The following is a 23,639-nucleotide window of genomic DNA, read 5'->3' on the forward strand; positions in this document are numbered from 1 at the left end:
GCCTGCTCTAGCCCTGTTAACTACTACCCACGAACAGGGCTAGCTAGTTAGGGTTAGGGTAGGTGTGTTGCTTTTGGGACTATCACTAGCGAACGTTAAAAAAATTACTATTACTTCAATATAATAGCATTTACACTTTCTTAAAGCAACTGCAATAACAGAACAGAAACTTCCCACATTTAGGTTGATAATCTCTGCGTTACATTGGTTCGTAATTTTTTTATATCTTTCTCCCCGGCAATTAGTACAAATCATTCTTGCCATTATACATTCGTTGTCCAATGGCTACCCTCTCAAAACAAGCAGCAGGATTTCTATCCCGCGCTACTGACCCAACCTGGCAAGACCAGCTGCGAGCTAGCGTACGCTTGTACTTAAGTTTAAATCCAGCTTCCACGCTTGGGCAAGAGCTTGATGATTTGCTAAAGCGCAGCGAGCAGGAGCTGCTCGACTATCTTTTAGGAGGTGAGCCCCCTACCCCAGCTGCCCGCCAACGGGCACGGGATTTTTTAGATATGGCTCAATGTCAACTCTTGAGTTCGACACTCGACGTACAGCAATTGCTAGCTGAGTTAGCTGCCGAGCGCTCGCCTCAATTGCCCTCAGAAGCACTTAATGAAGCAAAATCACCAGATTGCGTACTTCAGAAGTAGATATCCTAACGCTTTACACCGTGAGCTTCGGGGCCGCACTGGCCTTTATTGAGCCGGGCTAACACAGTATCCAAACTTTGCCGAGCACTCAGGCGAGCTTCGAGACGCTGTAGGGGGCTAGCCCCCGATGGGCAAAGACTACGGCAGAGCCACCGCTAACCGCCCGGCGCTTGCCCAAGTAGGAAACCTAAAAAATGGGGGCAGATTGCCTACTGATCTGGCCGGGGTTATCGACACAACAATGCCCTAGCGACAGCAGCAAGGCCGATAAGCCCCATCGGAAAAGTATAGGCACAAAAAAAGGCCGCGCCACCCGGCACAATATGAAACTTGCTTTCTGCTCAATAGAGGCGCTTTTTGACTTTTAAGGGGCAGAAACAGGGGCAGACCATTCCTTAGCGCACTATTTTTTCGCTATCGGCGCAGTGTTGCTACGGGCACATCCGAGGGGACGCCACGCTTGGCGGCTTGCGCTTGGTAAGTAGTGACAAAGTCTTGTGCCTCAACTAAGGTGCTAGGATAGGTAATGTAATGGCCGCCCCAAGGATGTTCATAGATGTGCTGGTAGTAAAAGCCGTGCGCTGCTAGATACTGGGCCACTTTCCATTTAGCTTCCTCTCGCTTTTTGGGTGGTCGAAACCGATGAGATAATACCTCCAGCGGGCCCCCGCACCCAGGGCAAGTAGTGGGCCCTACTGCGTTATAATGGGCATTAAAGGCGTGCCGGCACGCAAAACAGACGTGTTTCCTTCCCATAAAGACGTTGAAATTAGCTCTCGTCCTGTAATTCCTGGCGGTAGCGTTTGACGCTGGCGCGGCTGATACCAGTGAGCGTCACAATCTCGGCCACCGATAAGCCCTTCTCTAAGGCTTTGTCCACCTTAGTCAGTTTCTCCGTATCCCGCCCCGCCGGTCGCCCCAGGTGCTTACCCTGCTGCTTGGCCAGGGCGATGCCTGCCAAGCTTTTCTCCCGGTTGTTCTCGCGCCCGTATTGATTGAAGCTAGAGAACACGCCAATAATCATCTTGCCCGCTGGCGTACGCGAGTCGATACCCAGATCTAAGGCCCGAAAGTGCACCCCTCGCCTATTAAATTCCTCTACCAGCTGGATGGTGTGCACCGTGTTGCGCCCTAGCCGCGCCAGCCGGTTAACCACGACCACGTCTCCCTCCCGCACGGCGGCCAGCAGTTCGTCGAGTGCGTGGCTACGGGTGCGCGTACCCGAAACCTTCTCTTGAAAGATGCGGCTGCAGCCGGCGTGGGTCAGGTCTTCGAGTTGGGTATCGAGGTTCTGGTCGGCCGCCGAAACGCGGGCGTACCCGAAGGTGTGTTGCATGGCTCTGAAAGTATAGCTCACAAAGCTACGTTTCAGAACCCACTTCTTGACCCGAGAAAACAGCCGAAAATAGGCTTTTTAAGGATGTGTCCGAAAGGTGCAGTGGCTGTTGCAGAACTCTTGGCTCCTGAGCGCGCGCTGTGGCTAAGCCGGTTCTGACGGCGGGGGCACCGCTGCTAACCGCGTAAAAAGTGCCCTGCAGGCGCTGGGACAGGCAGCGTGATGGCCAGGCACCGGGTCTGCTTAGGCTGGTGCTTGAGCAGCTTCTTGAGATTAAAGGCGACGGCGGTCAAGAGCATCGTTTTGTGGGCACTACTGCGGCCTCGCGTGTTCACGCGCCGCAGCCCGTAGTGCTGGAGTAAGCTGCCAAAAACGGGCTCCACTGTACGCTGTCGCAGCCGGCGCATACGCCGGCCAGGCCGACTTTGCTGCCGGGCCAACGCCCGGCGATAGTGGGCATCGTAGGCCGTACGGGTAATCTTGCGACTCTTGCTTTTTGGAATGCAGGTTGGTTTTCGCGGGCAGCGGCGGCAGTCGCCCGTCGCCGCGCTATAGCGTTTACTGAGGCGACCATCGGGATCCACATCGAAGCGCTTAAACGGTAGTTTCTTGCCCGCCGGGCAGGTAAAACAATCTGTTTCCTGCTCATAAGTAAAGCCCTCGATGTGGGGCTTGTACTGCCCGAAGACCGGAATCCAGGGCGTGATGCCGCGGGCTTCGAGCAGGGCGTAATTCAGCCCATTCGAGTAGTTGGTGTCGGCCACGACGTCGACTACCGGCAGATTGTGGTCTAGCAGACGCTGGTGCAGGGGTGCCACAATACTAGGTAGTAAGGTGCTATCACGGCGGTCGGCAAAATCGGCCTGCACGTGACTGATGACCCCGTGGGCTTCATCCACGGCCAGGCTACATAAATAGTTAAGGGCGCGCGCTTTGCCGGGCTTGACGGAGATGCGCGCATCCGAATCGGCCGGGCTGTAATGCGTTTTGTTGCTCAGCAGCCGCGCCTGCGCCCGATCGCGTCCTAACGGTCCACTGTCCTGGCGCAGGTAGCGGGCATGCGCGCTGGCCACCCGGCGCAGGTGGTGGTCGGGACTGGTCACTAAGGTCTCAAGTGGGGTACCAGCCACCAGCTCGCCGGCCACGTGCAGCGCCGGCGCCGTAGCGTCAGCAGGCTGCTTCTCGCACAAGCTTTCGAGCGAAGCATTGGCCTTGACGAAGGCCGAGTCCACGGCCTGGGTGTGGCCCGTGACAAGCCCCGCGGCCACGCACTGGGCAAACACATGCTCGAACAAGCGCTCGAAGACCCTCGCCGGGTAGAGCTGGCGGGTGCGGCTGATGGTCGAGTGCCAGGGCAGGTCCTCGTCGACCTCGTAGCCTAGAAAGTAGAGAATGTCGAGCCGCAGGCTACAGTGCTCGATGAGCCGGCGGTCACTGACCAGGTTTTCCAGCCGACTGACCAGCATCAGCTTGAAAAAGACCACCGGGTCGAGCGAGGGCTGGCCGGTGTGGCTGTAAAAGGGCTGGGTCTGGGCATAGAGAAAGTCCCAATCGAGCAGCTCGGCGAGGCGGCGGTAGAGATTGTGCTTGGGTACGCGCTCCGACAACTGGAAGCGCAGCACGACTTTGTCGACGAAGTGTTTGTGGCCCTGCATACTCCCAAGGTACCGCTGGTCAAGCACCCACTTCTGCAACAGCCACTGCACCTTTCGGAATATTCTTCACTGAAAAAAGAAGATAGAGATACGCTATGTGGCCGGTCAAGACGTAAGCTATATTTGCTGCTATTGGATTTTTATTCCAAAAAACTCCTAATAGCTTTCTCATAGCCTATGGCTGAATCTTTACTTGTCTTGCACTCTCTTACTAAAAGCATTCAACGAGTTGCACGCGCCCTAGCAGAGACGACTTGCGGTAGCGCTAGGACTTTTCACCGTAGAAATTTCTTATTTCTAGTCTATCTGCTACTGCCCATCACCTCGGCAGTCGCCCAGCTACGCGATCTCCGACTAGAGCGCACGCTGCGCGCGGCCGCTGTGGCGGGTAACCGGATGCGGCAGGATGAAACGGGTAACCTTTATTACAGTGACCAAAATCAGACGCGCATCTTAAAGCTTAACCCAGCTGGACAGCTCCTGGCCACCATCGGCGAGCCCGGGCGGGGGGATGGCCAATTTGGGGTGCTCAACAGCTTTGCCGTCGACTTGCAGGGCAATCTCTACGGGCTAGAAGGCAGCACCTTTCCTCCCCGCGTGCAGAAGTTCGATCCACAGGGCCGATTCGTCAGCAAAATCCTCTTGCCCGACCCCAAGACCAATCCTAACGGCTATTGGCCCACGGACTTGACGGTGGATCCCGACGGCAACCTCTACGTGCTGGATTACTGGAGTGCCGTGCGCAAGTATGATGCAACGGGTAAACTGCTGCTGCAGATTGGCGCGGGGGGTAGTAGTGGCGGGCCCGGTCCGGGACAGTTCTACGCCCCGCGCGGCGTCGTACTCGATTCGCGGGGTAATGTCTACGTTTCGGACGGGGCCGGCAGCCGCGTACAAAAGTTCAGTCCCACGGGGCAGCTCTTACGCGAGTTTATTTCCACTTTTCCGCCCTCGTTCACCGGCTCGCCTTCCTTATCCCCGGGCGACGCGGGCTTAGCCGTGGATGCGGCGGGCAACGTCTACGCCAGCATTGGCAAGAATAACTACATCACCCTGTTTGAGGGCACGAGTACCCGGCAGGTGAAGCTAGAAGGGGGCGCGAATCTCATCACTAGCAATCAACGCGGCACGCGCCTGACGTGTGGCTTTCAGGGCAGCGAGGTGCTGCGCGTTTACGCGCCTACCACCCAGCTACCCGAGAATCTAATCACGGGCAAGGTCTTCGCGGACCTCAACAACGACTGCGCGCAGCAAGCCGATGAGCCCGCGCTACCCAATATCGTGGTCATGGCCGAGCCAGGCGGCTTTTATGGCCTTACCGATGAGAGCGGCCGCTACACGGTAGCCGTCGATACGGGGGCCTACACCGTGCAGCAAGCCCTGCCCGCTCCGCAGCCGGGCCGGCTCGTGCAGCAGCTCTGCGCCAGCCCATCAACGACAGTATCCTTTCGCTCCTACGGCCACGCCGTCAGCGGCCCCGACTTCGGCAACTACGTCAGCACCGCGCCGCAGCTGACCGTGAGCGTGGCCTCGAACCGGCGCCGACGCTGCTTCCGCAACACGACCGTCGTAAGCTACGCCAATACCGGCTTTGCCCCGGCTCCGAATGCTACGGTAACGGTTGCCTTGCCGCCGCAAGTGGTGTTCGTGCGCGCGGACGTGCCCCACACCGTGGACGCGGCGGGCAACTACGTGTTTGAGGTAGGGACACTGCAGCCCAATCAGCACGGCACCATCACCCTGCAAGACTCGGTGGTATGCGGCAACCCGGCTCTGCGCGGGCTGACCGTGTGTACCAAGGCCTGGATTCGACCCGTGACACCCTATTCGGCCCCAACAGGCTGGAACAGCGCCTCGCTGGTCGTCACGGGCAAGATAGTCGGCGGCAGTCAGGTTCGCTTTGTGGTGCGCAACCAGGGCAGAGGCGCGACGACCGATAGCCTGGGGCTACGCATTTTTCAGGATGCACAACTAGCGCTGCTGCGCCACATTTCCTTGGCTGCGGGCGACAGCCTCGTGCTGCGCTGGCCGGCGACCCGGCCAGTGGTGCGGGTAGAAACCGACCAGCCGGCTCATCACCCCTATAGTCAGCTCGCCAGTGCCACCGTGGAAGTGCCCGCATTGCGCACGACGAGCTTACCCAGCGCCTCCATGCTCGCCATGCCGCCCAATCAAGGGCAGCCCGAAGTCGCCGAAGACTGCCAACCTATCCTCGACTCCTACGACCCCAATGACAAGCAAGTCGTCCCACAGGGGCAGACGGCCGAGCACTATACGCCTCCCACCGCGGCGCTTCAGTATCAGATTCGGTTTCAGAACACGGGCACTGACGTTGCCTACCAAGTTGTCGTCGTCGATACGCTCGCCGCCGACTTGGATCTGCGTACGCTGCAGGTAGGGGCCGTCTCGCATCCCTACCGGCTGACGCTCACGGGCCAGCAGCGGCCGGTGCTCACCTTCACCTTCGACCACATCTTGCTGCCGGATAGCACGCATAATAAAGTGGGTAGCACCGGATTCGTTCAGTTTAGCATTCAGCCCAAATCAGGATTGCCCGCCCGTACCCGTATCGACAACCACGCCGACATTTTCTTCGACTACAATCCCGCAGTGCGGACCAACACCACGACCAACCGCCTCTACGATATACCGGCCGTGGTAGACCCGGCGGTAGCCCTGAGCTACCCGGCTGTGCTGGCAACTACGCGGCTACAGCAGCTGCCCGGCCTAGCGCTGTGGCCTAATCCCGCGCACACCGCAACGCTAGTGTCCTTGCCTGGCGTCGCCGGCGCCACCCAAGCCGCGCTCGTACTATGCGATGCGCTGGGGCGAAAGGTGCGTACCGAACTCGTGCGCCTACCCCCAGCAGGAGCCGTACATGAGTTCCAGGTAGCGGGGCTGCCCCCTGGGCTCTATTTGTTACAAGTAGAAGCTGGAACAGCTAAAACGGCCCGGCAGTTAGCGGTGGAGTAACGAGGCTGATCAGGTGGCTATTGAGCCTGCTTGGTAGGGCCGCGTACTCGTAAAACGAAGGCAGCTTACTTAGATCAGTTGTCTATCCAAGCGCTGCCGCCAAATAGTTCTAGGGAGTTAGGCTTGCTACAGTGGCAGCTATGATGGAATCGTGCGCGTAGGGCGTGCGTGTAGAGATAAGGCAGGTTTTGACGTTTGCTACTTAGCCTTAGGAAAATGTCGAGCGACGCGCTGCTAACGTTAGCAAGCCTCGCTTAGCAACCGTTAGAAGCGCGCCTCATTTTTGCTGGGCATGTAGCAGCAGGGTTTGGAATTGTTCAGGCGAGCGAAAGGCAGTTTTGGGTAAATAGACACTACTACCATTCTCAAAAAGGAGAAAGAGCCCACGGGCGGTTTCCTTTACTTGTCGGATGCCGGTCCATAGCAATTGCCCTTGCGCAAATGGCCCAATATGCGTATCGCCTCAGGCTCGAAAGTCAAGCTTACTTGCTGATTGACTAATTTACTTTGCTGTCTACTCTGCATCCATTGTCGGCGCGTGTAGAAAAAGGCGCCTATCTCATACCCCCCAGCCAGCACAAACCCGAAGGGAATAAGCCATAAGTCGGGGAGACGAGGCCCGCACAGTATCGCCAGAAAGCAAGCTACCCCAACTAAGAGCAACCCAACTTGCAGTTGCCAGCGCTTGCCTTTGCTACGGAAACGCAACCACTCTTCATACACTTCCTGATAGTAGGCTTTCGATAAAATGAAAGCAACTTCAATTTTCATTAATTGTCTGAATAGAACTAGCGGGCTAAGGTAGATAAAATGAAGAACTCATCAATTAGTTGGCAAAGCTGATTGTACGCTTCCCTAAATCGAGCGCTAGTTGTGAGTAGAGAAAGGCGTAACTTGGGCCTTATGGCGGAAACCACGTTTTCTACACTGGCGAAACAGATTGGACAGCTACACGCACAAACTCAGCGAGCGGCGGCGCAGCAGCTAAATTATTGGCTAACGGTGCGCAACTGGCTTATTGGCTGGCATATTGCGGAGTATGAGCAGGGCGGCAGCGACCGAGCCGAGTATGGCGAGCAATTGCTTCCAGAGTTGGCCCGGCAGCTACACGGCATCAAGGGGCTAGCCGTGCAACGTCTCTATGATTGCCGGGCGTTTTACCGAGCATATCCGACAATTCTCTAGACAGTGTCTGGAGAATTACAACGCACTGGTTTGCTGAGTGCTGACAATCTTCCAACGCCGTTGGCAGCTGAGCAGCCGGTAGGAGTAGATGTATCAATAGGCCTTGCCCCCACCCTACTGTTGACCCGGCTCAGTTTCTCCCATTTTCTGGAACTGCTGGCCCTGGACCGGCCGGTACAGCGCGCTTTTTACGAGGTGCACGCGGTGAAGAACAGCTGGTCAGTGCGCGAGTTGAAACGGGCTATTAGCTCAGCGCTGTACGAGCGCACCGGGCTCTCGACCGATAAAGCGGCGGTGTTAGCTGGTCATGCCGGGGCACAGCCGCTAGTGGTGGCCGATGTGGTGAAAAACCCCTACGTGCTAGAATTTTTAGGCTTGGCTGAGCGGGCTAGCTACAGCGAAAGTGACCTGGAGACCGCCATTATTACGCATTTGCAGACATTTTTGGTGGAATTAGGACGGGGGTTCTGCTTCGAGGCACGGCAAAAGCGGATCACCTTCGACAACGAGCACTACTTCATTGACCTGGTGTTTTACCACCGCATTCTCAAGTGTCATGTGCTAGTAGACTTAAAGATTGGCACGTTCAGCCATGCCGACGCGGGGCAGATAAATGTCTACCTGAACTACTACCGAGAACAGGAGATGACGGAAGGTGACAATTTACCAGTAGGCCTCATTCTCTGCGCCCAGAAGAATGACACGTTGGTACGCTACCACCGGCATGGCTGAGCAACTATTTGTGAGCAAATACCAAATGAACTTGCCTTCGGAAGAGGAGTTGCAGCAATTGGTGCGGGAGGAGCAGGACCGTTTGAGCAACAAGTAGAAGATGCACCCTGCTTACTTGAGATCTTGAGATGATCGAGTCAAAACAGGCTCCGCCGTGTCTTATAATTTCTTTTCCGTTAAACAAGCACCGCAAACGGGCGGGTTGAACCTCGTTGTAAAGGCGAGTTACGCCTAAACTGCTCGGCAAACTGCTCTAAAACTGCTCAAACTGCTTTCAAAACTGGTAGCGAAACTGCTCCAAAACTGCTCAAAGCACTCTTAAAAGCAGGCGTACTAGCTCCTATTCTCACACACAAGAACCAGTTTAGAAGCTGTTTGAGCAGTTTGTCGAGCAGTTTCGCTACCAGTTTTGAAAGCAGTTTTAGAGCAGTTTGCCGAGCAGCTTAGGTGTTAAGGCGAACAGCGGCTAAGGTTGAAGAGTCTATCTAGTGGCTCCGAAAGGTGTGGTGGCTGTTGCAGAACTGACAAGTCAATTTACAAACAACCTAAGCCAACTGCTAAACACGCGTAAAAGGAGTATTTAGCAGGTTTTCTGGCTTGGTACGGTCCCGCTGGTACCCCTTGTCACATGCCGAGTTCTGCAACAGCCACTGCCCCTTTTGGGACCTGACCCTGCCTATAGCTGGTTCGGTGAAGAGGGAAGCGTACAGAGGGAGCTGACGACCCTTTATCAGTACGGCTACGATAGCCAGAATGTCTTTTATGACAACTATGTAATCACCATCTTACGCTTCGTCAGGAACAATGGGTAGCAGAAGCTCCCGCACGCGAGTCGACCAGTCAAGCCACTGGCTGCCCCCGTTCTCCTCAAGTTAGAGCGGCAGCCATACCAGCTCCTGCGGCGTCAGTACTGCCATCGCAACGCTCCACTTTATCCCCTGTATATTAGCGTGGGCCGTCCAGAAACTGTTCTACCACTGACCGGTACTTCGCTGGCTCTTCAAACCAGGGGAAATGGCCACTTTGCTCAAAGAAGACAATTTTAGCTCCTGGAATTGCCTGCCGCAAGCGCCAAGCGGTGAGTGGCGCTACGTTCATATCGAAGCGCCCCGTCAGCACCAGCGTGGGAAACGTAAAGCCCGCCAGCTTGGGCGTGAAATCCGCTTTGCTGGCATCTTCTCCCACCGCCTGGCCTACTGCTGGCTCCAGACCCACATTGTGGATGGGACCAAGCTTCTGGAAGTACAGGTCGCGCTGTGCCGCCGAATAAAAAAGCAGGTTAAAATGCGTGTGCATGCTGGCTTCGGCCGCTTCTTGCGTTACGACCGCCGGCCGTTTCTGCTGCTTCTCGGCCGCCATCGTTTCCGGAAACACCTCCTCAAACAGGTGTACAAGGGTGTTGAGATTGCTGCCCGCCGCATCCGAGAGGATGAGCTTGGCCACGTGCTCGGGGTAGGCACTCGCGTAGGCAATGCTGAGGAGCCCGCCGTAGGAATCGCCCAGTAGCAACACTTTGGGCAGGTTCAGGCCCTTGCGCAACGCCTCTAGGTCGGCTACCTGCGCCGCCAAGGTCTGCGGCGCGCCCGCTTGCAGGGGCTTGGAGGCGCCCGTGCCCCGCTGGTCATAAAAAATCACCCGACGCTTCCGTGCCAACTGCTGCCACACGTCTGTGGGCAGCAAGTAAGCGTGCGAGAGGCCGGGCCCGCCGTTCACAACCAGCAGCGGCAGCGCGCTGCTGCTAGCCCCGAAGGTCTCGTAGGCTAAGGCCACCTGCTCCGTGGGGATTTTGCCGGTCTGGTGGGGGAGGGCCTGCCCGGCGGCAAGCGCGGGCCACGTCAGCAGCAGGCTGCGCAGGGCCGCTACGGGCCAGCGCGTTCGAAACGACTTCATGAGGTACTCAGGAGGGGCAGGTAAAAACTGTTCGCGCCGGCCTTGTGTCCGGGTGCGGGCTCGGCAGGGAAAGGTAGGCAGGCAATTCCGGAAATGCCTAGGGCGATGGTTCGGCAGTGGCAGGCCCAAGCACTACTTATGCGTGCGCTGCACCCCGTTAGGGGGCCTGTGGCCGGGTGGTAGTGTGGCGCCGCCGTGGGACCTGACCGTCGTTGGTGCCATATTGCCGCGCCGCTGCCACCGGTCAGGGCCTCCTTACTTATGCGCAACATCTACTTCCTCCTCTCGCTATTCCTTTTTTCAGTGGCCTCGCCCATAGTTGTGTGCGGGCAAGTCCAGGCCCTGCGCTTTGGGAAAGTGGTGGACGGCCGCGGCAAGGTGCTCACCGATGCCGTTGTGCTCGTTCGGGCCGACCGCATTGTGGCCGTTGGCCCAGCCAAAGACGTGTCGATTCCCCCCAGGCCCAAACCATTGACCTGCGGGCCTACACCGCCATCCCTGGCCTCATCGATGCGCACACGCACATGAGCTTTTACTGGGATAAGGCGCCGGGTACCAGCCCCTGGGCTCAGCTGGGTACGCTTGGGCCGGCAGTCACGGTGTTTCTGGCCCAGGAAAACGCCCGCAAGGCCCTGGCGACTGGCGTGACCACCGTGCGCGACCTGGGCTCGTTCGACAACATGGACTTCGCCCTGCGCGAGCTGATTAACCGGGGCGCGATAGTGGGCCCGCGCATGTTTGTGGCCGGCAACGGCCTGCACATCAGCAGCTCGCCCTATAAGGTCGGGGCCATTCCCGACGCCGGGCAGTGCGACGGGGTAGAGGCCGTGCAGCGCGTCGCCCGCCAGCAAATCGCCGCCGGAGCCGACTGGGTAAAGATGTACGGCTCCACGGGCAGCGACAAGGACGTCACCGGCTTCCAGACCTTCACCTATGAGGAGATGAAGGCCGCCGACGTGGCCCATTTTGCCTGTAAGCGCATTGCCATCCACTCCTACGGCCCCGACGGGGCCCGCGACGCGGTGCGGGCCGGCACTAATACAGTGGAGCATGCCATTAATATCGACGACGCGCCCCTGGCCCTGATGGCCAAAAAAGGGATTATCTACGTGCCCACCGTGGAGCACAACAAGTACTATTGCCCACCGGGCCGAATTTGGCTACGATACTACCGTGGTGCGTGAGTTGAATCAGTACGTGGCCCAGAACTTCGCTACCCTAAAGCGTGCCATCAAAGCCAAGGTGAAAATCGCAATGGGCTCCGATGCCGTCTTTACCGGCTTTAGGGAGAATACGCGCGAGCTGGCCTGGTTTGTCAAGGCCGGCATGACCCCCGCTCAGGCCCTGCAAACCGCCACTACGACCGGCGCCGAGATGCTGGGCCAGGAAAAAACCTGGGGGCCATCGCCCCCGGCTACCTCGCCGACCTGGTGGCCGTGGAGGGCGACCCGACTACCGATATCAACGTAGTGCTGGACCACGTTAAGTGGGTTATGAAGGGCGGCAAAGTCGGCTTCGACAGTACGCAGCCGGCCGCTCCCGCTTCGCGCTGAAGCAAGTTGGCGCCCGGCTAAATAGCGCATGTTACGGCTGCCCTGTACGCTAACGCATCTTGCTGCTCAAGCCATTAGCTGCACGGTGCAGTTGGCCTGGACGACGGCCAGCGAGGTCAATAGTGCCCAGTTCGTTGCAAGTCGTTGCAAGTGCAGGCTAGTAAGGACAACAATAGGTAGCAGTATATCATACCAGCTAGGCTACGCAGCGCTAATAGCAGAGCTGGTAAAGTCAAGGCTAAGAGAGACAGAATTAGCGGAAAAGATTCAGGGGTTGATGCAGCAGACACATGCCGAACATGTAAGTATTGAAAAGCAATTAACAAACAACCCAAGTCAGTTAGGTAAGGGAGCCGAAAGGCGCAATGCTTGGACGCAGTTGGCGTCAATAGCGTGCGAGTTATTAGGCTGTAATGGTATATTAGCACCTACTTTGCAAGTGAAAGCCATAATAGCCAAGCACATGACACCAAGCGCGCAGAATACTAGCTCATCGACAAACAATATCACATCCGATAAAACCATCACTTTTTCCTTAAAGGAATTTATTGCTATATGCGTCTTTCTTGTCACACTCGGTATTTCAATTGGTGGTTATGTAAAAGTAGCTGGCGAGATAGAGAAAGTGGCCGATAAGATTGATTCCATGAATAAAGAGGTAACAGATATCAAGGTGCAAAACGCAGAAATTAAAACCCTGGTATCGGAGAAAAAACAATGAAAAGTTATTTTAAGTATTTTATAATATACTCAGCAGTTTTTCTGTTGCTACTGAGCGTATTCCCTTTGCTCCGGCTTCATATGAAAATAGTTGAGGCATCAAATGCATGCTTAGTTATAGCCAAGGAAATAAGAAATACGAAAAAACATCAGAAATACTTATTAGGTTATTTGAAAAATAATCCTAACGAAAGCGGTGTTGGCAAAAAAATACTTATTAAAAATAATGCACGCCCCTTTGCAAAAACGGATAATTCACACAGTAAACACCCAACATCCATAAAGCGCCAACTAACTCCTGTAATTGTAAAGACCCCTGAGCATTCGTTCGTTGCCCCAAGAACTTGGACTGTCGAACAACCCATAATTTCACCGGCACAATGCGTAGCCACCGTAACCGTACCTGAAAGCGGCTGCGTCTATAGAATAACCTTTGACAATATCGAGGCGGCATTTAGGGGCCAAAATGACAGTTTAGTTGACTCCCATATAACCTTCAGCGCTCAGGAAAAAAGCTTGGTCTGCCGTGGTGCGCAATATCCCTCCGCTAACGGCACTCAGTATTTTATGCTTTCCGGTTGTTCTCCGGATAAACAAGGCGGGATTCAACTCAAATATTCCAGCTCTAATGTTACTGCTTATCAAGTGCGGGGGGCAGGAATATTTGAAAATCATTCCTTCAAAGGGGTAATCACTATTGAGCGCAAGAAGAGCATGAACCAGCCTTATTTTAGGCAAGACGTGTTCGTTCACTTTGAAAAGTAACGCGCCCGGACTTGCAGCTGCCCAGGCGCTATTCTATTGCTTAAACACAGCGGCCCGTGGCGTAGACGATGCCGCTACGAACTACTTAAACCAGCGCCTGCTTGAACGCCTGACGGTGAGCAATACCGTACTAGGAGCCATCAACGGCCAGCAGGCCCTCGACTTGCTGCATATCCACTGCGAGCAGCCCACCTCCCCGAGCAGCCCGGCACTGATTCTACTCGACCTGAGGCTGGTGCGGGCCCGCTAGGTAGGCGGTTACTAATGGCCCGTTTAGTGCGGCCGCTACCTGAGGCAAAAACTGGTCACGGAACTATTCATTTAGCGCGGATTTCAGGTTACTGTACGTGCTATTCGCAATGGTCAAACCAGTTTTTGGCATCTTGCTCTGTACGCTTCCCGTTCGATAAGACACTGGTAGGCAAGAATTAAACAAATTTACGGCTGCCAGACTGAGCGTGACCAGCAAGCAAAAAAATGTGTAGCTTTGGAACTATGAAAAATGCTATACTTCTGGTCGGGATAGTGCTTAGCACAGCGCTGGGCGTACAGGCGCAGCAGCGCACGGGCATCCTTCGCCTCAAGCACGAGCTCGATAGTCTCTACTATGTAGACCAGGTCTATCGCGCGGCTATGTTTGCCGACAACAAGCAGCACTTGGTTGATTCGCTTGCGGCGGCTCAACACTTCCCCGTGGCCGAGGCGTCCCAGCGGCTAATCGGGTTGATGTTGCAAACCGACTCCTCCGACATACAGCGGGTCCGGGCCATAATTCAGCGCTACGGCTACCCCGGCAGAACGCTAGTCGGCACGCCCACCAATGAAGCGGCTTTTTACGTCATCCAGCACTCGAATCGCATTGCGCAGTATTTGCCCCTTATCAAGCGGGCTGCGGAGCAGGGTGAGCTACCCTTCCGACTTTATGCCATGATGCTCGACCGCCAGTTGATGTATCAGGGCCAGCCCCAGGTATACGGGACCCAGGGCCGCAGCTACTCTAGTGGCCAGCCCTTTATCTGGCCCATCCAAGACCCCATTCATGTCAACGAGCTTCGCAAAAAGGCCGGTTTCGACCAGACGGTGGAACAAAATGCCCAGCGCATGCATATAACTTACCAAGTGCTGACTTTAGATGAGGTGCACAAGATGCTAGGCTACCAGCCGCAGGCTACGCAGAAGTAAGTCGCCGCCCACACCTGCTTAGCCCATAGGTCTTGCTGAAATGCAAAGCTCAGGCACTCTGCCGCCAAGTCTTTAATCTCTATCCTAATCAAAAACGCAGATAGGATTCTATACTACAGAGAGTAGTAAATAGTCCCCGGCGAGGTAGTCAGTCTAGACATCCTGGCTAGCTCCGTTAGTCCTGCTGTTCATGTACTTATCAGAAAGTAGCTATAAGTTGGGGCTATGAAAAAACTTCTCATCCTAAGCGCCTGCCTGTTGGCCCTGGCTTCCTCGCCCGTAGCTGCCCAGACCAGTGGGCCAGAGGTTACCACTGTGAGCATCTATAATGGACTTGATATGCAAATTGTTATTACCCGTGGGGAGGGTAAGAGCGAAGTGATAGTAGTGAGTTATAAAGAGTCGCGTAAAAATCCCACTGTGAGAGAAGAGGCTTGTCAGAAGGTTTTCGCTAAGCTTTACCAAGAAGGTTACACCTTGAAAGGAACATATGGCGGCGGCTATAACTCTCACATAGAGAATACATTGCTTTTTATTAAGGGCTAGGAAGTTACTCCATTACTGGTATAATGCTTCAACTAAAAAGTTACGAAACCGTCAACAAGTCTTCCAGCCTAGTTGTATAAGCCGGCGTGCGCCATGCTGCCTGCCCCTGCCAGGGTGCCGGTCCACCGCCTTTGGGTCCCAGCGCCGCCGCCAGCCGCACCGTGCCACGCCCAAACCGTTCATTGAGCCCGTCCAGCGTGGCCATTAACTGTGACCCGCGCGGTTCCACTGGCGCGCGCTTCGCGGCCACCGCCGTCTCAAACAGCCCCAGTTGCTGCCCACCCGGCGGCTCCAACCCCGCCAGCACCACACCCGCTTTCACGTACACCGCTCCCGGCTCCCACAGCCGCGCTAGCAGCTGTCCAGCCCGTGCCGTCAGCTCCCGCGTGTCACTGGTGGGCACCGGCAAGGTCAGCACCGCCGAGCGCGAATGCCCGCCTGCCGCACCGGCGTCCGGCCCAAAGCGGTTCTTGCTGATAAACACCGTCATTACGTGCGCCAGCTCACCCTGTCGCCGCAGCTTCTCGGCCGCCCGGCCCACAAACGAGGCCACCGCCCCCAGTACTAGGTCCCGCTCGCGCAGCGGCCGGCCAAACGTGCGCGAGCAGCTGATACTTTGCCGGTGAAGCGTCCCGTCCTCACTCGGGGCCAGCCCCGCGCACGGAAATCCTTGTAGCTCGCGCACTAGCCGCGCCCCCACCACGCCGCCCAGGTGTTTGCGCGCCCACGCCTCGCTCACCCGCGCCAGGTCGGCCGCCGAGTCGATGCCGGCCGCCGTCAGTTTCTGCGCATACTGCCGGCCCACGCCCCACACGTCGCCCACCGCCACCTGCTTCAGCGCCCAGGCTCGCCGTTCCGCCGAGTCCAGGTATAGCACCCCGGCAAGGCTTGGGTCTTTCTTGGCCAGCCTATTCGCCAGCTTAGCCAGCGTCTTGGTAGGGGCCACTCCTACGCAAGTCGGAATACCCGTGCGCGCCTTCACGCCCGCCCGCAGCCGCCGGGCCAGCGCGTCGAGGTCGCCCAGGTAGGGCGTCAGATGCTGCTGCAAGCCGCCCAAATCCAGAAAAGCCTCATCAATGGAGTAGATTTCCACCCCCGGCATCGACGCCCCCAGGTAGTGCATCACGCGCCGGCTCATGTCGCCATACAGCGTGTAGTTCGAGCTGAACACTTGCACCTGCTCGCGCCGCAGCTGCTCTTTCACCTGAAAATAGGGCTCGCCCATCCGCAGCCCCAGCGCCTTGGCCTCGGCCGAGCGAGAAATGATGTTATGGTCAGCCGGGGAATCGCTTCCCCGGCTGCCACTTCAGAACCGTGCGTGAGACTTTCACCTCACACGGCTCCTCGTTGTGCACCGCTACCGCGGGCTGCCATGCTGCCGTCCTGCCGTGTCTTTTGGTCGTGACAGTGCCGGTGCAGCAGCTGTAGGTTCGCCAACTCCTCCTTCCCGCCGCGTATTCGGGGTACGCGGTGGTCCTTTTCGAGTACGTCCGTGTCCGTGAAGCACAGCCAGCACCACGCGCAGCGCCCGGCTTGCCGCTTCAGCAGCCAGCAGGTACGCCGGTCCAGGCCGTGGTACTGCCGCAGCCGGGCGCCCCAGTACGGCCAGTCCCCGTCGAAGGGCGAGCGGGTGCCCGCCACCTTCGCGTGGCGCTGGATGCGGGTGAAGCTGTGGTAGCGGAGCTGCACCCCGGCCGGGGTGGCAAAGTTCCAGCTGCCCTGCTCCAACCGCCAGTACTTGCGCACGATGCGTCGCTTGTGCTTGCCGCCGTGCCGGCGCATGGCCCAGCGGCGCAGGCCATGGTAGAGCACGTAGTCCATGCGGGAAAAGACGTCTTTTGCCACCACGCCGGCGTAGTACTGGCTCCAGCCCCGGATGACCGGGTTTAGCTCCCGAATCAGGGCCTGCTGGGGCGAGGCCCGTTGCCGAAACAGGATGTCCCGCAGCCGCTGGCCGTGCCGGTGCTGCGCCGTGCGCGAAGGCTTGATTAACGTCTTGAAGCCCAACAGGTGGCCCTGTGGGTCTTTGCCCGAATGGGTGCGTCCCACCGCGAACTGCCGGACGGTGGTCCCCAGGAAATCAAAGCCTGCCGAGTGCTCGGCCGTGGCGTGCAGCGTGTGCACCAACCGGGTTTTGGCAGGCTTCATGGCCAGTCCGACCTGCGCCAACCAGTCCGTCAGTAACTGCTGACACGTTTCCACCACGGCCCGGTCTTCGTGAATCACCACGAAGTCGTCGGCGTAGCGGATGAGCGTGACGGGTGTGCTGACGCGGGTGGGGCTCAGGCGACGGCGCCGGAAGTGGCTCTGGACCAGCGTTTCCATGCCGTGCAGGGCGATGTTGGCTAGCAGCGGCGAAATGACACCCCCTTGGGGAGTGCCGGCTTCCACCGGCTGAAAGACCTCGCCCTCCATCACCCCTGCCCGTAGCCAGCCCTTGAGCAGGCGACGGAACCGGGGCATGGTGCCCACTTTGGCTAAGAGCCGCTCGTGGTCGATGCGGTCAAAACACTTCTCGATGTCGGCGTCCAGCACCCACTTGGCTCGCTGGTTGATGCAGTTGTAGATGGCCCCGATGGCGTCGTGCGCCGACCGACCGGGCCGGAAGCCGTAGCTGTTGGGCTCGAACCGGGCTTCCCACTCGGGTTCCAGCGCCAGCTTGACCAGCGCCTGCAAGGCCCGGTCGCGCATGACGGGAATGCCCAACGGGCGTTTGTCGGCCGAACCCGGCTTCGAAATCCAGACCCGCCGCAACGGTTTGGCCGCCCACCGAAACGAGACCTGGCGGCCCAGCCGCAGGCGTTGCTTGTCGGTGAGCGATTTAACGCCGTCGACGCCGGCCGTGCGTTTGCCCTGGTTGTCCTGGGTGACTTTGCGGACCGCCAGGAGTTTGGCCGCCCGGGACTTACTCAATAGTTTTTGGAGTTGGCGCACCTGCCGGGTATCGCCCCGGCGGCTGGCCTGGTAAATGCGTTTTTGCAGTCTGAACACCGTGCGCTGAAGTTTCTTCCAGGGCAGGGTCTTCCATTCATCCATCTGCGGCAAGGCAGTGTCCATCGTCTTGACTGTTACTGGCTTCATTTACCGATACACAACGGGCGCAAGTGGGCATATCCGCCGGCTTTCCCGGCGGCGTTGGCTTCTTGCGCCATCCTGCCCCGAACCGGCGTGTAGCCGGCGGCCCACTGCCGAAGCAGAGCCGGTTCGGGGTTTCCCTGTTCCATCTGTCTGTTTCACGAAAGCGTAGCGTCCCACTGTTTCACCGGGTTGTGCTGTGAATGAGCGGCTCCAGGCGGTCATGCAATCCCGGAGCCCGACAACCAGTCCCTTTTGGGCAAGCTTCTCATACTGGCTAAGCTTGTTCAACGTAACGATGATTAATGGATTCAGAATTCTCACGCATACTTTCACACTCGCGGGGATGGCCGGCCAGTCTCCGACGTACCCGCTTTCTTTCCCGCTTCACCCGCCCAGGTTGCCACATCGGGCAAGTGGGGAAAGCGTTTTCGCCCGCTCATCAGGACGGCAGAGAATTTAGCTCTGCACCAGACAGATAGTTATTCTTTAGCCCGAGCTAAAGAACGCCTGTTTATGGAGTTCACAGGCAACAGGTCGCACGCACCCGTCATTGTTCGAGAGTACCACCACCGGCCGCCCTTCCAGCTCAGGCCGGAAAACCCGCTCGCACGAAGCGTAAAAGTTATTGCAGTCGACTAACCCGAACATCCCCTAGTCGCGGCTATGTAGCAGCGCCGTTAGTTTGCCCGGTATCAACTCATGCACTACATGGGTTACTACGCCCCAGATGTGCAGTTCCTCACCCGTCTGTATCTGGTAGGGGGCGTAGGCTGGATTGGCCGGCATCAGCCACCACGTATCCCCCTTGCGTATCAGCCGTTTCACGGTGCAGTCGCCTTCTACTACCGCCACTACAATATGTCCGTGGTCAGCTTCCAAGTGCTTATCTACTGCCAGTAGGTCGCCAGCGTGTATCTCCGCCCCGCTCATGCTCTCACCCGTCACGCGCACCATATAGGTAGCGTCCGGATGCCGGAACAGCAGCCGGTTCAGGTCGAAAAAACCCTCTACCTCATCGGTCGCCGGCGAGGGAAAGCCCGCCGGCACCCGGCAGCTGAATACGGGTAGATAAGCAGGGGCCGGAGCTTCCTGCACCGGAATAAGTCGCACGTCATACATAAGGCGAAAGGCTAGAGCGAAACGTCAAAATAAACGACTGCTAATCAAATTAGTCTAGTTGGACGCTAGCCTGTTTAGTATTCAGCGCTGATGCTCAGCTTAAAATTCTTACTAGTGTTTAGTATAGCCGTGCTAGCTTACCCACAATCTGTAAGTTAGCTCGGTAGGCTGCGTTGGCTCGTACACTTGCCAGCTAGCTTAGTGCCACCTAAATTGGCAGAAGTTTTTTCTAGCTAGTGTTCTTATTCCCTCATGGCTAACTCCCGCACAGCGCCGCAGCCGGTGCCTGCCGATGAATGGCTGATGGCTGATTCCGAAGTTGTAATGGATACCTACTCTGACGAGTTGCCCACTGCCGATGAGCCCGACCCATTCACCGACGAGCTTCCCGACGATACCCCGGCTAACCTGTTTACCGATGAGCTGCCCACGGCCGACGAACTCGATACGACCGCCGCGCTTTGCCCCGCCTGCGGCGACTTGCTGGCTTGGCATGAGCAAGCTTGCTTGACCGCCACCACTGTCCTTACAGTTGCCGCGCCCACCGCAACAACTGAGGAAGAACCCGTCGTCCGGCGGCCCACTCCCGCGGTTACTTTTGCCTATGAGCTGGGCCACCGCGTGCAGCCCACCCCCGCCCGTCCGGCCGAGGTCATCTGGCGCGGCCAGCTCAAGGAGCGCCATCCCGCCACCGGCCTCATCCACCGCGTCAATGTCTACCGCCTCAACGACGGCTATTGGGACTGCTACCGCGAAGAAGAACTGCAGGTAGCCTAGCCCGTCTTGTCCTGCCTGCAGTCCGGCCCAGCTACCCGCAGTAGCGCAGCAATACCTGCTCCTACAAAGGCTAGCCTAAACTGGTAGCCTGATACTAAACGTGGTGCCCTGCCCTTCTTGGCTTTCGACGCGGAGCGTGCCGCCGTGGCCCTGGGCGATAATGTCGTGGCTCAGGGAAAGGCCTAGCCCGGTACCCTGGCCTGTGGGCTTGGTGGTGAAGAAGGGCTGGAAGACTTTGGCCTGCACTTCTGGGCTCATGCCCGTGCCATTGTCCTGCACCCATAGCTCAACCGTGTCGCCGACCCGTTTAGTAGCCACGCACACGGTTGGCGCGTAGCCTGCCTCGCCGGCCTGCTGGCGCTTTTGTACGGCGTAGAAGGCGTTATTGAACAGGTTGAGCAGTACCCGGCCCAGGTCGGCGCCTACCCCCTCCACTAGCGGTAAGCCGGGAGCGAAGTCCGTTTGCAGCTCCGCGTTGAAGCTTTTGTCTTTGGCCCGCAAGCCGTGGTAGGCCAGGCGTAGGTATTCCTCAGCTAGGGAATTGAGGTCAGTGGGCTGGCGCTCGCCAGTGCGCTGGCGCGAGTGCTCGAGCATGCCGCGCACGATGCCGGCGGCGCGCTGCCCGTGCTGGTGAATCTTACTCAGGTTTTGCGCTAGGTCGTCAGCCAGCGCCGCTACTTCGTCGGTATCCCCCACCGCTTGCGCTTCTTTCAGTTCCTGCACCAGCTCGGCCGATACGTCGGAGAAATTATTGACGAAGTTGAGCGGGTTCTGAATCTCGTGGGCAATACCGGCCGTCAGTTCCCCCAGGCTGGCCATCTTCTCCTTCTGAATGAGCTGGGCCTGGGTGGCGCGCAGCTCGGTGAGGGCCTGGGTGGTCTGGTCGCGCTGAGCCTGAATCTCGGCTTTCCGCTGGCTTAGCAACGCGTTGGCCTGCTGCTGGCGGCGGTTGCTGCGCCAAAGCACGAAGCCCAGCCCGGCCAGCAGGGCCAGCACCGCTAGCGTAGCGAACAGCAGCAGGCGCTGGCGGCGGGCATGGGCCGCCTCCTGCACCTGGGCCAGGCGCAGGCGCTGGATGCGGGCCTGCTGGGCCTGGTCGGCTCGCTCGGCCTCGTAGCTGGCCACATGAAAGGCGCCTTGCTGAGTGCTGAGCGAATCGCTCAGGGCCAGGCCGAGGCGGGCGTACCGGCCGGCGGGTTCGATTTGCCCGCGCTGGGCGTAGAAGTCGGCCAGCCCACGCAGATAAGCCAAGCGTTTCGGCACTAGCCTAGACTCGCCGGCCTTGCGGTAGGCGGTTAGCCAGGCAGCTTCGGCACGGGCCGACTCGCCGTGGGCGGCGTAGTAGCGCGCCCAGGTGGCATCCAGCTCTAGAATGCCGCCGGGGCTGTTGTTCATGCCTAGCTTCAGCGAGTCGGCCAGCTGCTGCGCGCGGGCTAGCAGCGGTCCGGCCTCGGCCACCCGGCGCATATCGAGGAGCACGGCGCTTTTGACCACTAGGCCGTAGGCCTTGTTCTGTGGGGCCAGGGCGGCGTAGCTACGGGTCGTATCGGTGGGGACGCCCACTAGGGATTGGTTGGCCGCGCGCAGGGCGGCGGGGTAGTTGCGCAGCTGGCGGTAGGCCTGGGCCATACCCCAGTACGGGTAAGGATTCTTATCAAAGCCATAGCGCTGGGGCAGCGTGGTGCCCACGGCCAGTGCCTGGCGCAGAAAGAGCAGCGCCTTGGCCGGGTTGCCCCACTCCGCGTAGTAGTAGCCGACCACCTTCAGCTCATTTTCCTGATGATACCGGTCGATAGCACGGTAGAGGTCAGCCGAGCGTAGGTAGTGACTAATGCCTTGATTGTAGTCGCCCTGGTCCACGAAGGGCCGACCGAGTATATGGTGGCAAACAGCCAGATTTAGCTGCGCTTCCTGGGCCTGATACCGGGCTACCTTAGCTTGAAAATAGGCTATCCGGTCCGCCGGCTGCTTCAGTTTCCGGAATAACGCGCTAATAGTCGCTAGCAATTCCGGTGCGGGCCGATGCAAGCGGTCGAAGGCCTCCAAAACTACCTGGGCGCTATCAAGCTGCTGGGTGAGCGGCGCGCCGGCTTTGGCAAGTTGCGCAACGGCGTATTCCCGGCGGTCAGCTACGTCTCGACCAACTCACCAAAATCGGCCAGGCCTAGATTCAGGTCACTTGCTGCTGGGATGGTCAGCGCACTAAGTTTGGCGCTGGTCAGAAATGCCTATCTAGACACTGGGATGCTAAGCGCGAGCGCGTTAAAGAAAGGCCCGATTCCTATGCTGAGGATATCAACCAGGTGCTTGATGACTATGTAACCGCTGCCCAAGCTACCTACCGCGCCGCACAGAGCCAGCCTCTACCCAAAGAACAACTGCGGTCTGGCATCGAACATCATCTTGCGGTCCTTAAAGCTGAGCGTACTGGCCGGGCATTGGTGCCAGCGCCGCTCATGGCAGTCCGCACCATCCTCGACCACTTCGACGCTTGGATTGCCGAGGAAGAGCAAAAGGTATCTGTACGCACTGGGCGCAAACTCAGCGCCGACACCATCTGGACACACAGGGCTGTACGTAAGGAACTTGCTGACTTCGCAACCCATCGCCGACAGCCCCTAAGCTTTGAGGGACTCAATAAAGCCTTCTACGACGGACTGCGTAATTACATGCTTGGGGTGGTAGGCCGTAGCCCGCGCACGTTCAATACCTATGTTAAGCGCCTGCGCTCCTTTCTATTTTGGGCCGAAAGCCAAGAGCTACCTGTGCCGCCCCACTTTCGTAAAACTCTGCGCCTAGCTCCCAGCTATGTAGGTAAAGATGCCCTTACTCAGGAGGAATTAATGCAAATAGCTGCTATCGATTTTGCCTCGTCTCAGGTGCAGACTTACTTGGCCGCGGCATTCCCCGAGCCGCCATCAAGGAATGAAGGTAGTGGAGGGCGCAACGCCCTAACCTCAGCCGAGCACGCTTTACGCGCGGAGTGGACCCGCGACACGTTTCTGCTCTGCGCCTATACGAGCCTGCGCCACGGTGACGCACAAGAGCTTGGCTGGCAGCATGTCTTTCCGAAGCAAGAGTTGCTAAAGAAGCAGCTCAATAAAACAACCGTTGTGGGCCTTATCCCCTATCTTGATGACGACGTGTTTCAACCAGTAGCTCTTCTAGAAAAATACAGCCCTTTAGGGTTAGAAACTTGCATGCCTTTCGTGCGAGACCCTTGGCTGTATTTGCCTCATATAGCAGTTCTGGCTCGCATTACTCGCCTGAAGCTTGGCATGCATGTAGGTCGCAAAACCTACGCTACCCTGAAAATTTATCAAGGTGTTCCAGCACGCCTAGTAATGTTGGCCACCGGTCACCAGACCGAATCACAATTCAACGTGTACCTAGGTATTGATGAAAAAGAGTTGCTCGACTCACATCGCAAGACCGCCCGTCGACTACCGGCGGTCGCGGTAGCCTAAACCAATTG

General features: G+C 57.8%; 23 protein-coding genes and 2 pseudogenes. 14 read left to right on the top strand and 11 right to left on the bottom strand.

What is annotated here, in order from left to right; all coding sequences use genetic code 11:
* Nucleotides 1–281: 281 nt before the first annotated feature.
* Nucleotides 282–653 carry a hypothetical protein gene (locus J4D99_RS05700; RefSeq protein ID WP_208130744.1) on the top strand — a complete coding sequence of 124 codons (372 nt, stop codon included), beginning with the start codon at nucleotides 282–284 and terminating at the stop codon, nucleotides 651–653.
* Nucleotides 654–1,422: 769 nt separating this feature from the next.
* Here the strand turns inward: J4D99_RS05700 and J4D99_RS05705 are convergent.
* The 3 genes from J4D99_RS05705 to J4D99_RS05715 all read right to left on the bottom strand — a co-directional run bounded on the left by J4D99_RS05705 (nucleotide 1,423) and on the right by J4D99_RS05715 (nucleotide 3,816).
* The gene (locus tag J4D99_RS05705) at nucleotides 1,423–1,989 is read right to left on the bottom strand and encodes a recombinase family protein (protein WP_208130745.1); all 567 of its coding nucleotides are present in this window, start codon (nucleotides 1,987–1,989) and stop codon (nucleotides 1,423–1,425) included.
* A gap of 176 nt (nucleotides 1,990–2,165) precedes the next feature.
* Complete coding sequence (locus tag J4D99_RS05710; protein WP_208130746.1) at nucleotides 2,166–3,644, bottom strand: IS1182 family transposase; 1,479 nt, start codon at nucleotides 3,642–3,644, stop codon at nucleotides 2,166–2,168.
* Between the two features lie 19 nt (nucleotides 3,645–3,663).
* Complete coding sequence (locus J4D99_RS05715) at nucleotides 3,664–3,816, bottom strand: hypothetical protein (protein ID WP_208130747.1); 153 nt, start codon at nucleotides 3,814–3,816, stop codon at nucleotides 3,664–3,666.
* A 224-nt stretch (nucleotides 3,817–4,040) separates the two neighbouring features.
* Here J4D99_RS05715 and J4D99_RS05720 point away from each other — a divergent pair, with 224 nt between their 5' ends.
* Nucleotides 4,041–6,617: a DUF7619 domain-containing protein gene (locus tag J4D99_RS05720; RefSeq protein WP_208130748.1), complete on the top strand. Its 2,577-nt coding sequence runs from the start codon at nucleotides 4,041–4,043 to the stop codon at nucleotides 6,615–6,617.
* 277 nt (nucleotides 6,618–6,894) lie between these two features.
* Here J4D99_RS05720 and J4D99_RS22160 read toward each other — a convergent pair whose 3' ends face one another.
* Together J4D99_RS22160 and J4D99_RS05730 are read right to left on the bottom strand one after the other, a co-directional pair.
* Nucleotides 6,895–7,044 (bottom strand): YcxB family protein, encoded by a 150-nt coding sequence (locus J4D99_RS22160; protein ID WP_208130749.1) that lies wholly within the window; start codon nucleotides 7,042–7,044, stop codon nucleotides 6,895–6,897.
* Nucleotides 7,017–7,388: a hypothetical protein gene (locus J4D99_RS05730; RefSeq protein WP_208130750.1), complete on the bottom strand. Its 372-nt coding sequence runs from the start codon at nucleotides 7,386–7,388 to the stop codon at nucleotides 7,017–7,019. Before J4D99_RS05730 ends, J4D99_RS22160 begins: the two co-directional genes overlap by 28 nt.
* A gap of 132 nt (nucleotides 7,389–7,520) precedes the next feature.
* Here J4D99_RS05730 and J4D99_RS21755 point away from each other — a divergent pair.
* Both J4D99_RS21755 and J4D99_RS21760 read left to right on the top strand, forming a co-directional pair.
* Nucleotides 7,521–8,009 (top strand): annotated as a pseudogene (locus tag J4D99_RS21755) (DUF1016 N-terminal domain-containing protein); the annotation flags it as partial.
* A 150-nt stretch (nucleotides 8,010–8,159) separates the two neighbouring features.
* Nucleotides 8,160–8,534 carry a PDDEXK nuclease domain-containing protein gene (locus J4D99_RS21760; protein WP_309509638.1) on the top strand — a complete coding sequence of 125 codons (375 nt, stop codon included), beginning with the start codon at nucleotides 8,160–8,162 and terminating at the stop codon, nucleotides 8,532–8,534.
* A gap of 945 nt (nucleotides 8,535–9,479) precedes the next feature.
* On the opposite strand, the gene J4D99_RS05740 is transcribed toward J4D99_RS21760, so the two are convergent.
* Entirely contained in the window at nucleotides 9,480–10,424 is a 945-nt protein-coding gene (locus J4D99_RS05740) for an alpha/beta fold hydrolase (RefSeq protein WP_208130751.1), read from the bottom strand.
* 303 nt (nucleotides 10,425–10,727) lie between these two features.
* Here J4D99_RS05740 and J4D99_RS21765 point away from each other — a divergent pair, with 303 nt between their 5' ends.
* From J4D99_RS21765 to J4D99_RS05765, 8 genes are all read left to right on the top strand, one after another.
* Nucleotides 10,728–10,952 carry a hypothetical protein gene (locus J4D99_RS21765; RefSeq protein ID WP_236018537.1) on the top strand — a complete coding sequence of 75 codons (225 nt, stop codon included), beginning with the start codon at nucleotides 10,728–10,730 and terminating at the stop codon, nucleotides 10,950–10,952.
* The gene (locus J4D99_RS21975; RefSeq protein WP_255555004.1) at nucleotides 10,949–11,608 is read left to right on the top strand and encodes an amidohydrolase family protein; all 660 of its coding nucleotides are present in this window, start codon (nucleotides 10,949–10,951) and stop codon (nucleotides 11,606–11,608) included. The genes J4D99_RS21765 and J4D99_RS21975 overlap by 4 nt, the downstream gene beginning before the upstream one ends.
* A complete protein-coding gene (locus tag J4D99_RS21980) occupies nucleotides 11,601–11,894 on the top strand; it encodes an amidohydrolase family protein (RefSeq protein ID WP_309509567.1) in 294 nt (97 codons plus the stop codon). Before J4D99_RS21975 ends, J4D99_RS21980 begins: the two co-directional genes overlap by 8 nt.
* A gap of 111 nt (nucleotides 11,895–12,005) precedes the next feature.
* Nucleotides 12,006–12,698: a hypothetical protein gene (locus J4D99_RS05750; RefSeq protein WP_208130752.1), complete on the top strand. Its 693-nt coding sequence runs from the start codon at nucleotides 12,006–12,008 to the stop codon at nucleotides 12,696–12,698.
* Nucleotides 12,699–12,778: 80 nt separating this feature from the next.
* The gene (locus J4D99_RS05755) at nucleotides 12,779–13,462 is read left to right on the top strand and encodes a hypothetical protein (protein ID WP_208130753.1); all 684 of its coding nucleotides are present in this window, start codon (nucleotides 12,779–12,781) and stop codon (nucleotides 13,460–13,462) included.
* 115 nt (nucleotides 13,463–13,577) lie between these two features.
* The gene (locus J4D99_RS21985; RefSeq protein ID WP_255555006.1) at nucleotides 13,578–13,712 is read left to right on the top strand and encodes a response regulator; all 135 of its coding nucleotides are present in this window, start codon (nucleotides 13,578–13,580) and stop codon (nucleotides 13,710–13,712) included.
* Nucleotides 13,713–13,957: 245 nt separating this feature from the next.
* Nucleotides 13,958–14,644: a DUF6624 domain-containing protein gene (locus J4D99_RS05760; RefSeq protein ID WP_208130754.1), complete on the top strand. Its 687-nt coding sequence runs from the start codon at nucleotides 13,958–13,960 to the stop codon at nucleotides 14,642–14,644.
* 225 nt (nucleotides 14,645–14,869) lie between these two features.
* A complete protein-coding gene (locus J4D99_RS05765; protein WP_208130755.1) occupies nucleotides 14,870–15,190 on the top strand; it encodes a hypothetical protein in 321 nt (106 codons plus the stop codon).
* A gap of 40 nt (nucleotides 15,191–15,230) precedes the next feature.
* Here J4D99_RS05765 and J4D99_RS05770 read toward each other — a convergent pair whose 3' ends face one another.
* The 4 genes and pseudogenes from J4D99_RS05770 to J4D99_RS05785 form a co-directional block, all read right to left on the bottom strand.
* Nucleotides 15,231–16,457: a Y-family DNA polymerase gene (locus tag J4D99_RS05770; RefSeq protein ID WP_370551402.1), complete on the bottom strand. Its 1,227-nt coding sequence runs from the start codon at nucleotides 16,455–16,457 to the stop codon at nucleotides 15,231–15,233.
* Nucleotides 16,458–16,522: 65 nt separating this feature from the next.
* The gene (gene ltrA, locus J4D99_RS05775) at nucleotides 16,523–18,271 is read right to left on the bottom strand and encodes a group II intron reverse transcriptase/maturase (RefSeq protein ID WP_309509568.1); all 1,749 of its coding nucleotides are present in this window, start codon (nucleotides 18,269–18,271) and stop codon (nucleotides 16,523–16,525) included.
* Nucleotides 18,272–18,805: 534 nt separating this feature from the next.
* Nucleotides 18,806–18,916 (bottom strand): annotated as a pseudogene (locus J4D99_RS05780) (Y-family DNA polymerase); the annotation flags it as partial.
* 3 nt (nucleotides 18,917–18,919) lie between these two features.
* Nucleotides 18,920–19,387 (bottom strand): LexA family protein, encoded by a 468-nt coding sequence (locus tag J4D99_RS05785; protein WP_208130758.1) that lies wholly within the window; start codon nucleotides 19,385–19,387, stop codon nucleotides 18,920–18,922.
* Between the two features lie 252 nt (nucleotides 19,388–19,639).
* Here J4D99_RS05785 and J4D99_RS05790 point away from each other — a divergent pair, with 252 nt between their 5' ends.
* On the top strand, nucleotides 19,640–20,164 hold the full coding sequence (locus tag J4D99_RS05790; RefSeq protein ID WP_208130759.1) for a hypothetical protein: 525 nt from the start codon (nucleotides 19,640–19,642) through the stop codon (nucleotides 20,162–20,164).
* Between the two features lie 75 nt (nucleotides 20,165–20,239).
* Here the strand turns inward: J4D99_RS05790 and J4D99_RS05795 are convergent, their stop codons facing one another.
* Nucleotides 20,240–22,024: an ATP-binding protein gene (locus J4D99_RS05795; RefSeq protein WP_309509569.1), complete on the bottom strand. Its 1,785-nt coding sequence runs from the start codon at nucleotides 22,022–22,024 to the stop codon at nucleotides 20,240–20,242.
* A gap of 308 nt (nucleotides 22,025–22,332) precedes the next feature.
* Here J4D99_RS05795 and J4D99_RS05800 point away from each other — a divergent pair, with 308 nt between their 5' ends.
* Nucleotides 22,333–23,631, top strand: coding sequence for a hypothetical protein (locus J4D99_RS05800; protein ID WP_486327046.1), 1,299 nt, complete (start codon nucleotides 22,333–22,335; stop codon nucleotides 23,629–23,631).
* Nucleotides 23,632–23,639: the final 8 nt, after the last annotated feature.

Origin of the sequence: Hymenobacter sp. BT559 (assembly GCF_017571525.1) — a bacterium.
Classification (GTDB): Bacteria; Bacteroidota; Bacteroidia; order Cytophagales; family Hymenobacteraceae; genus Hymenobacter; species Hymenobacter ginsengisoli.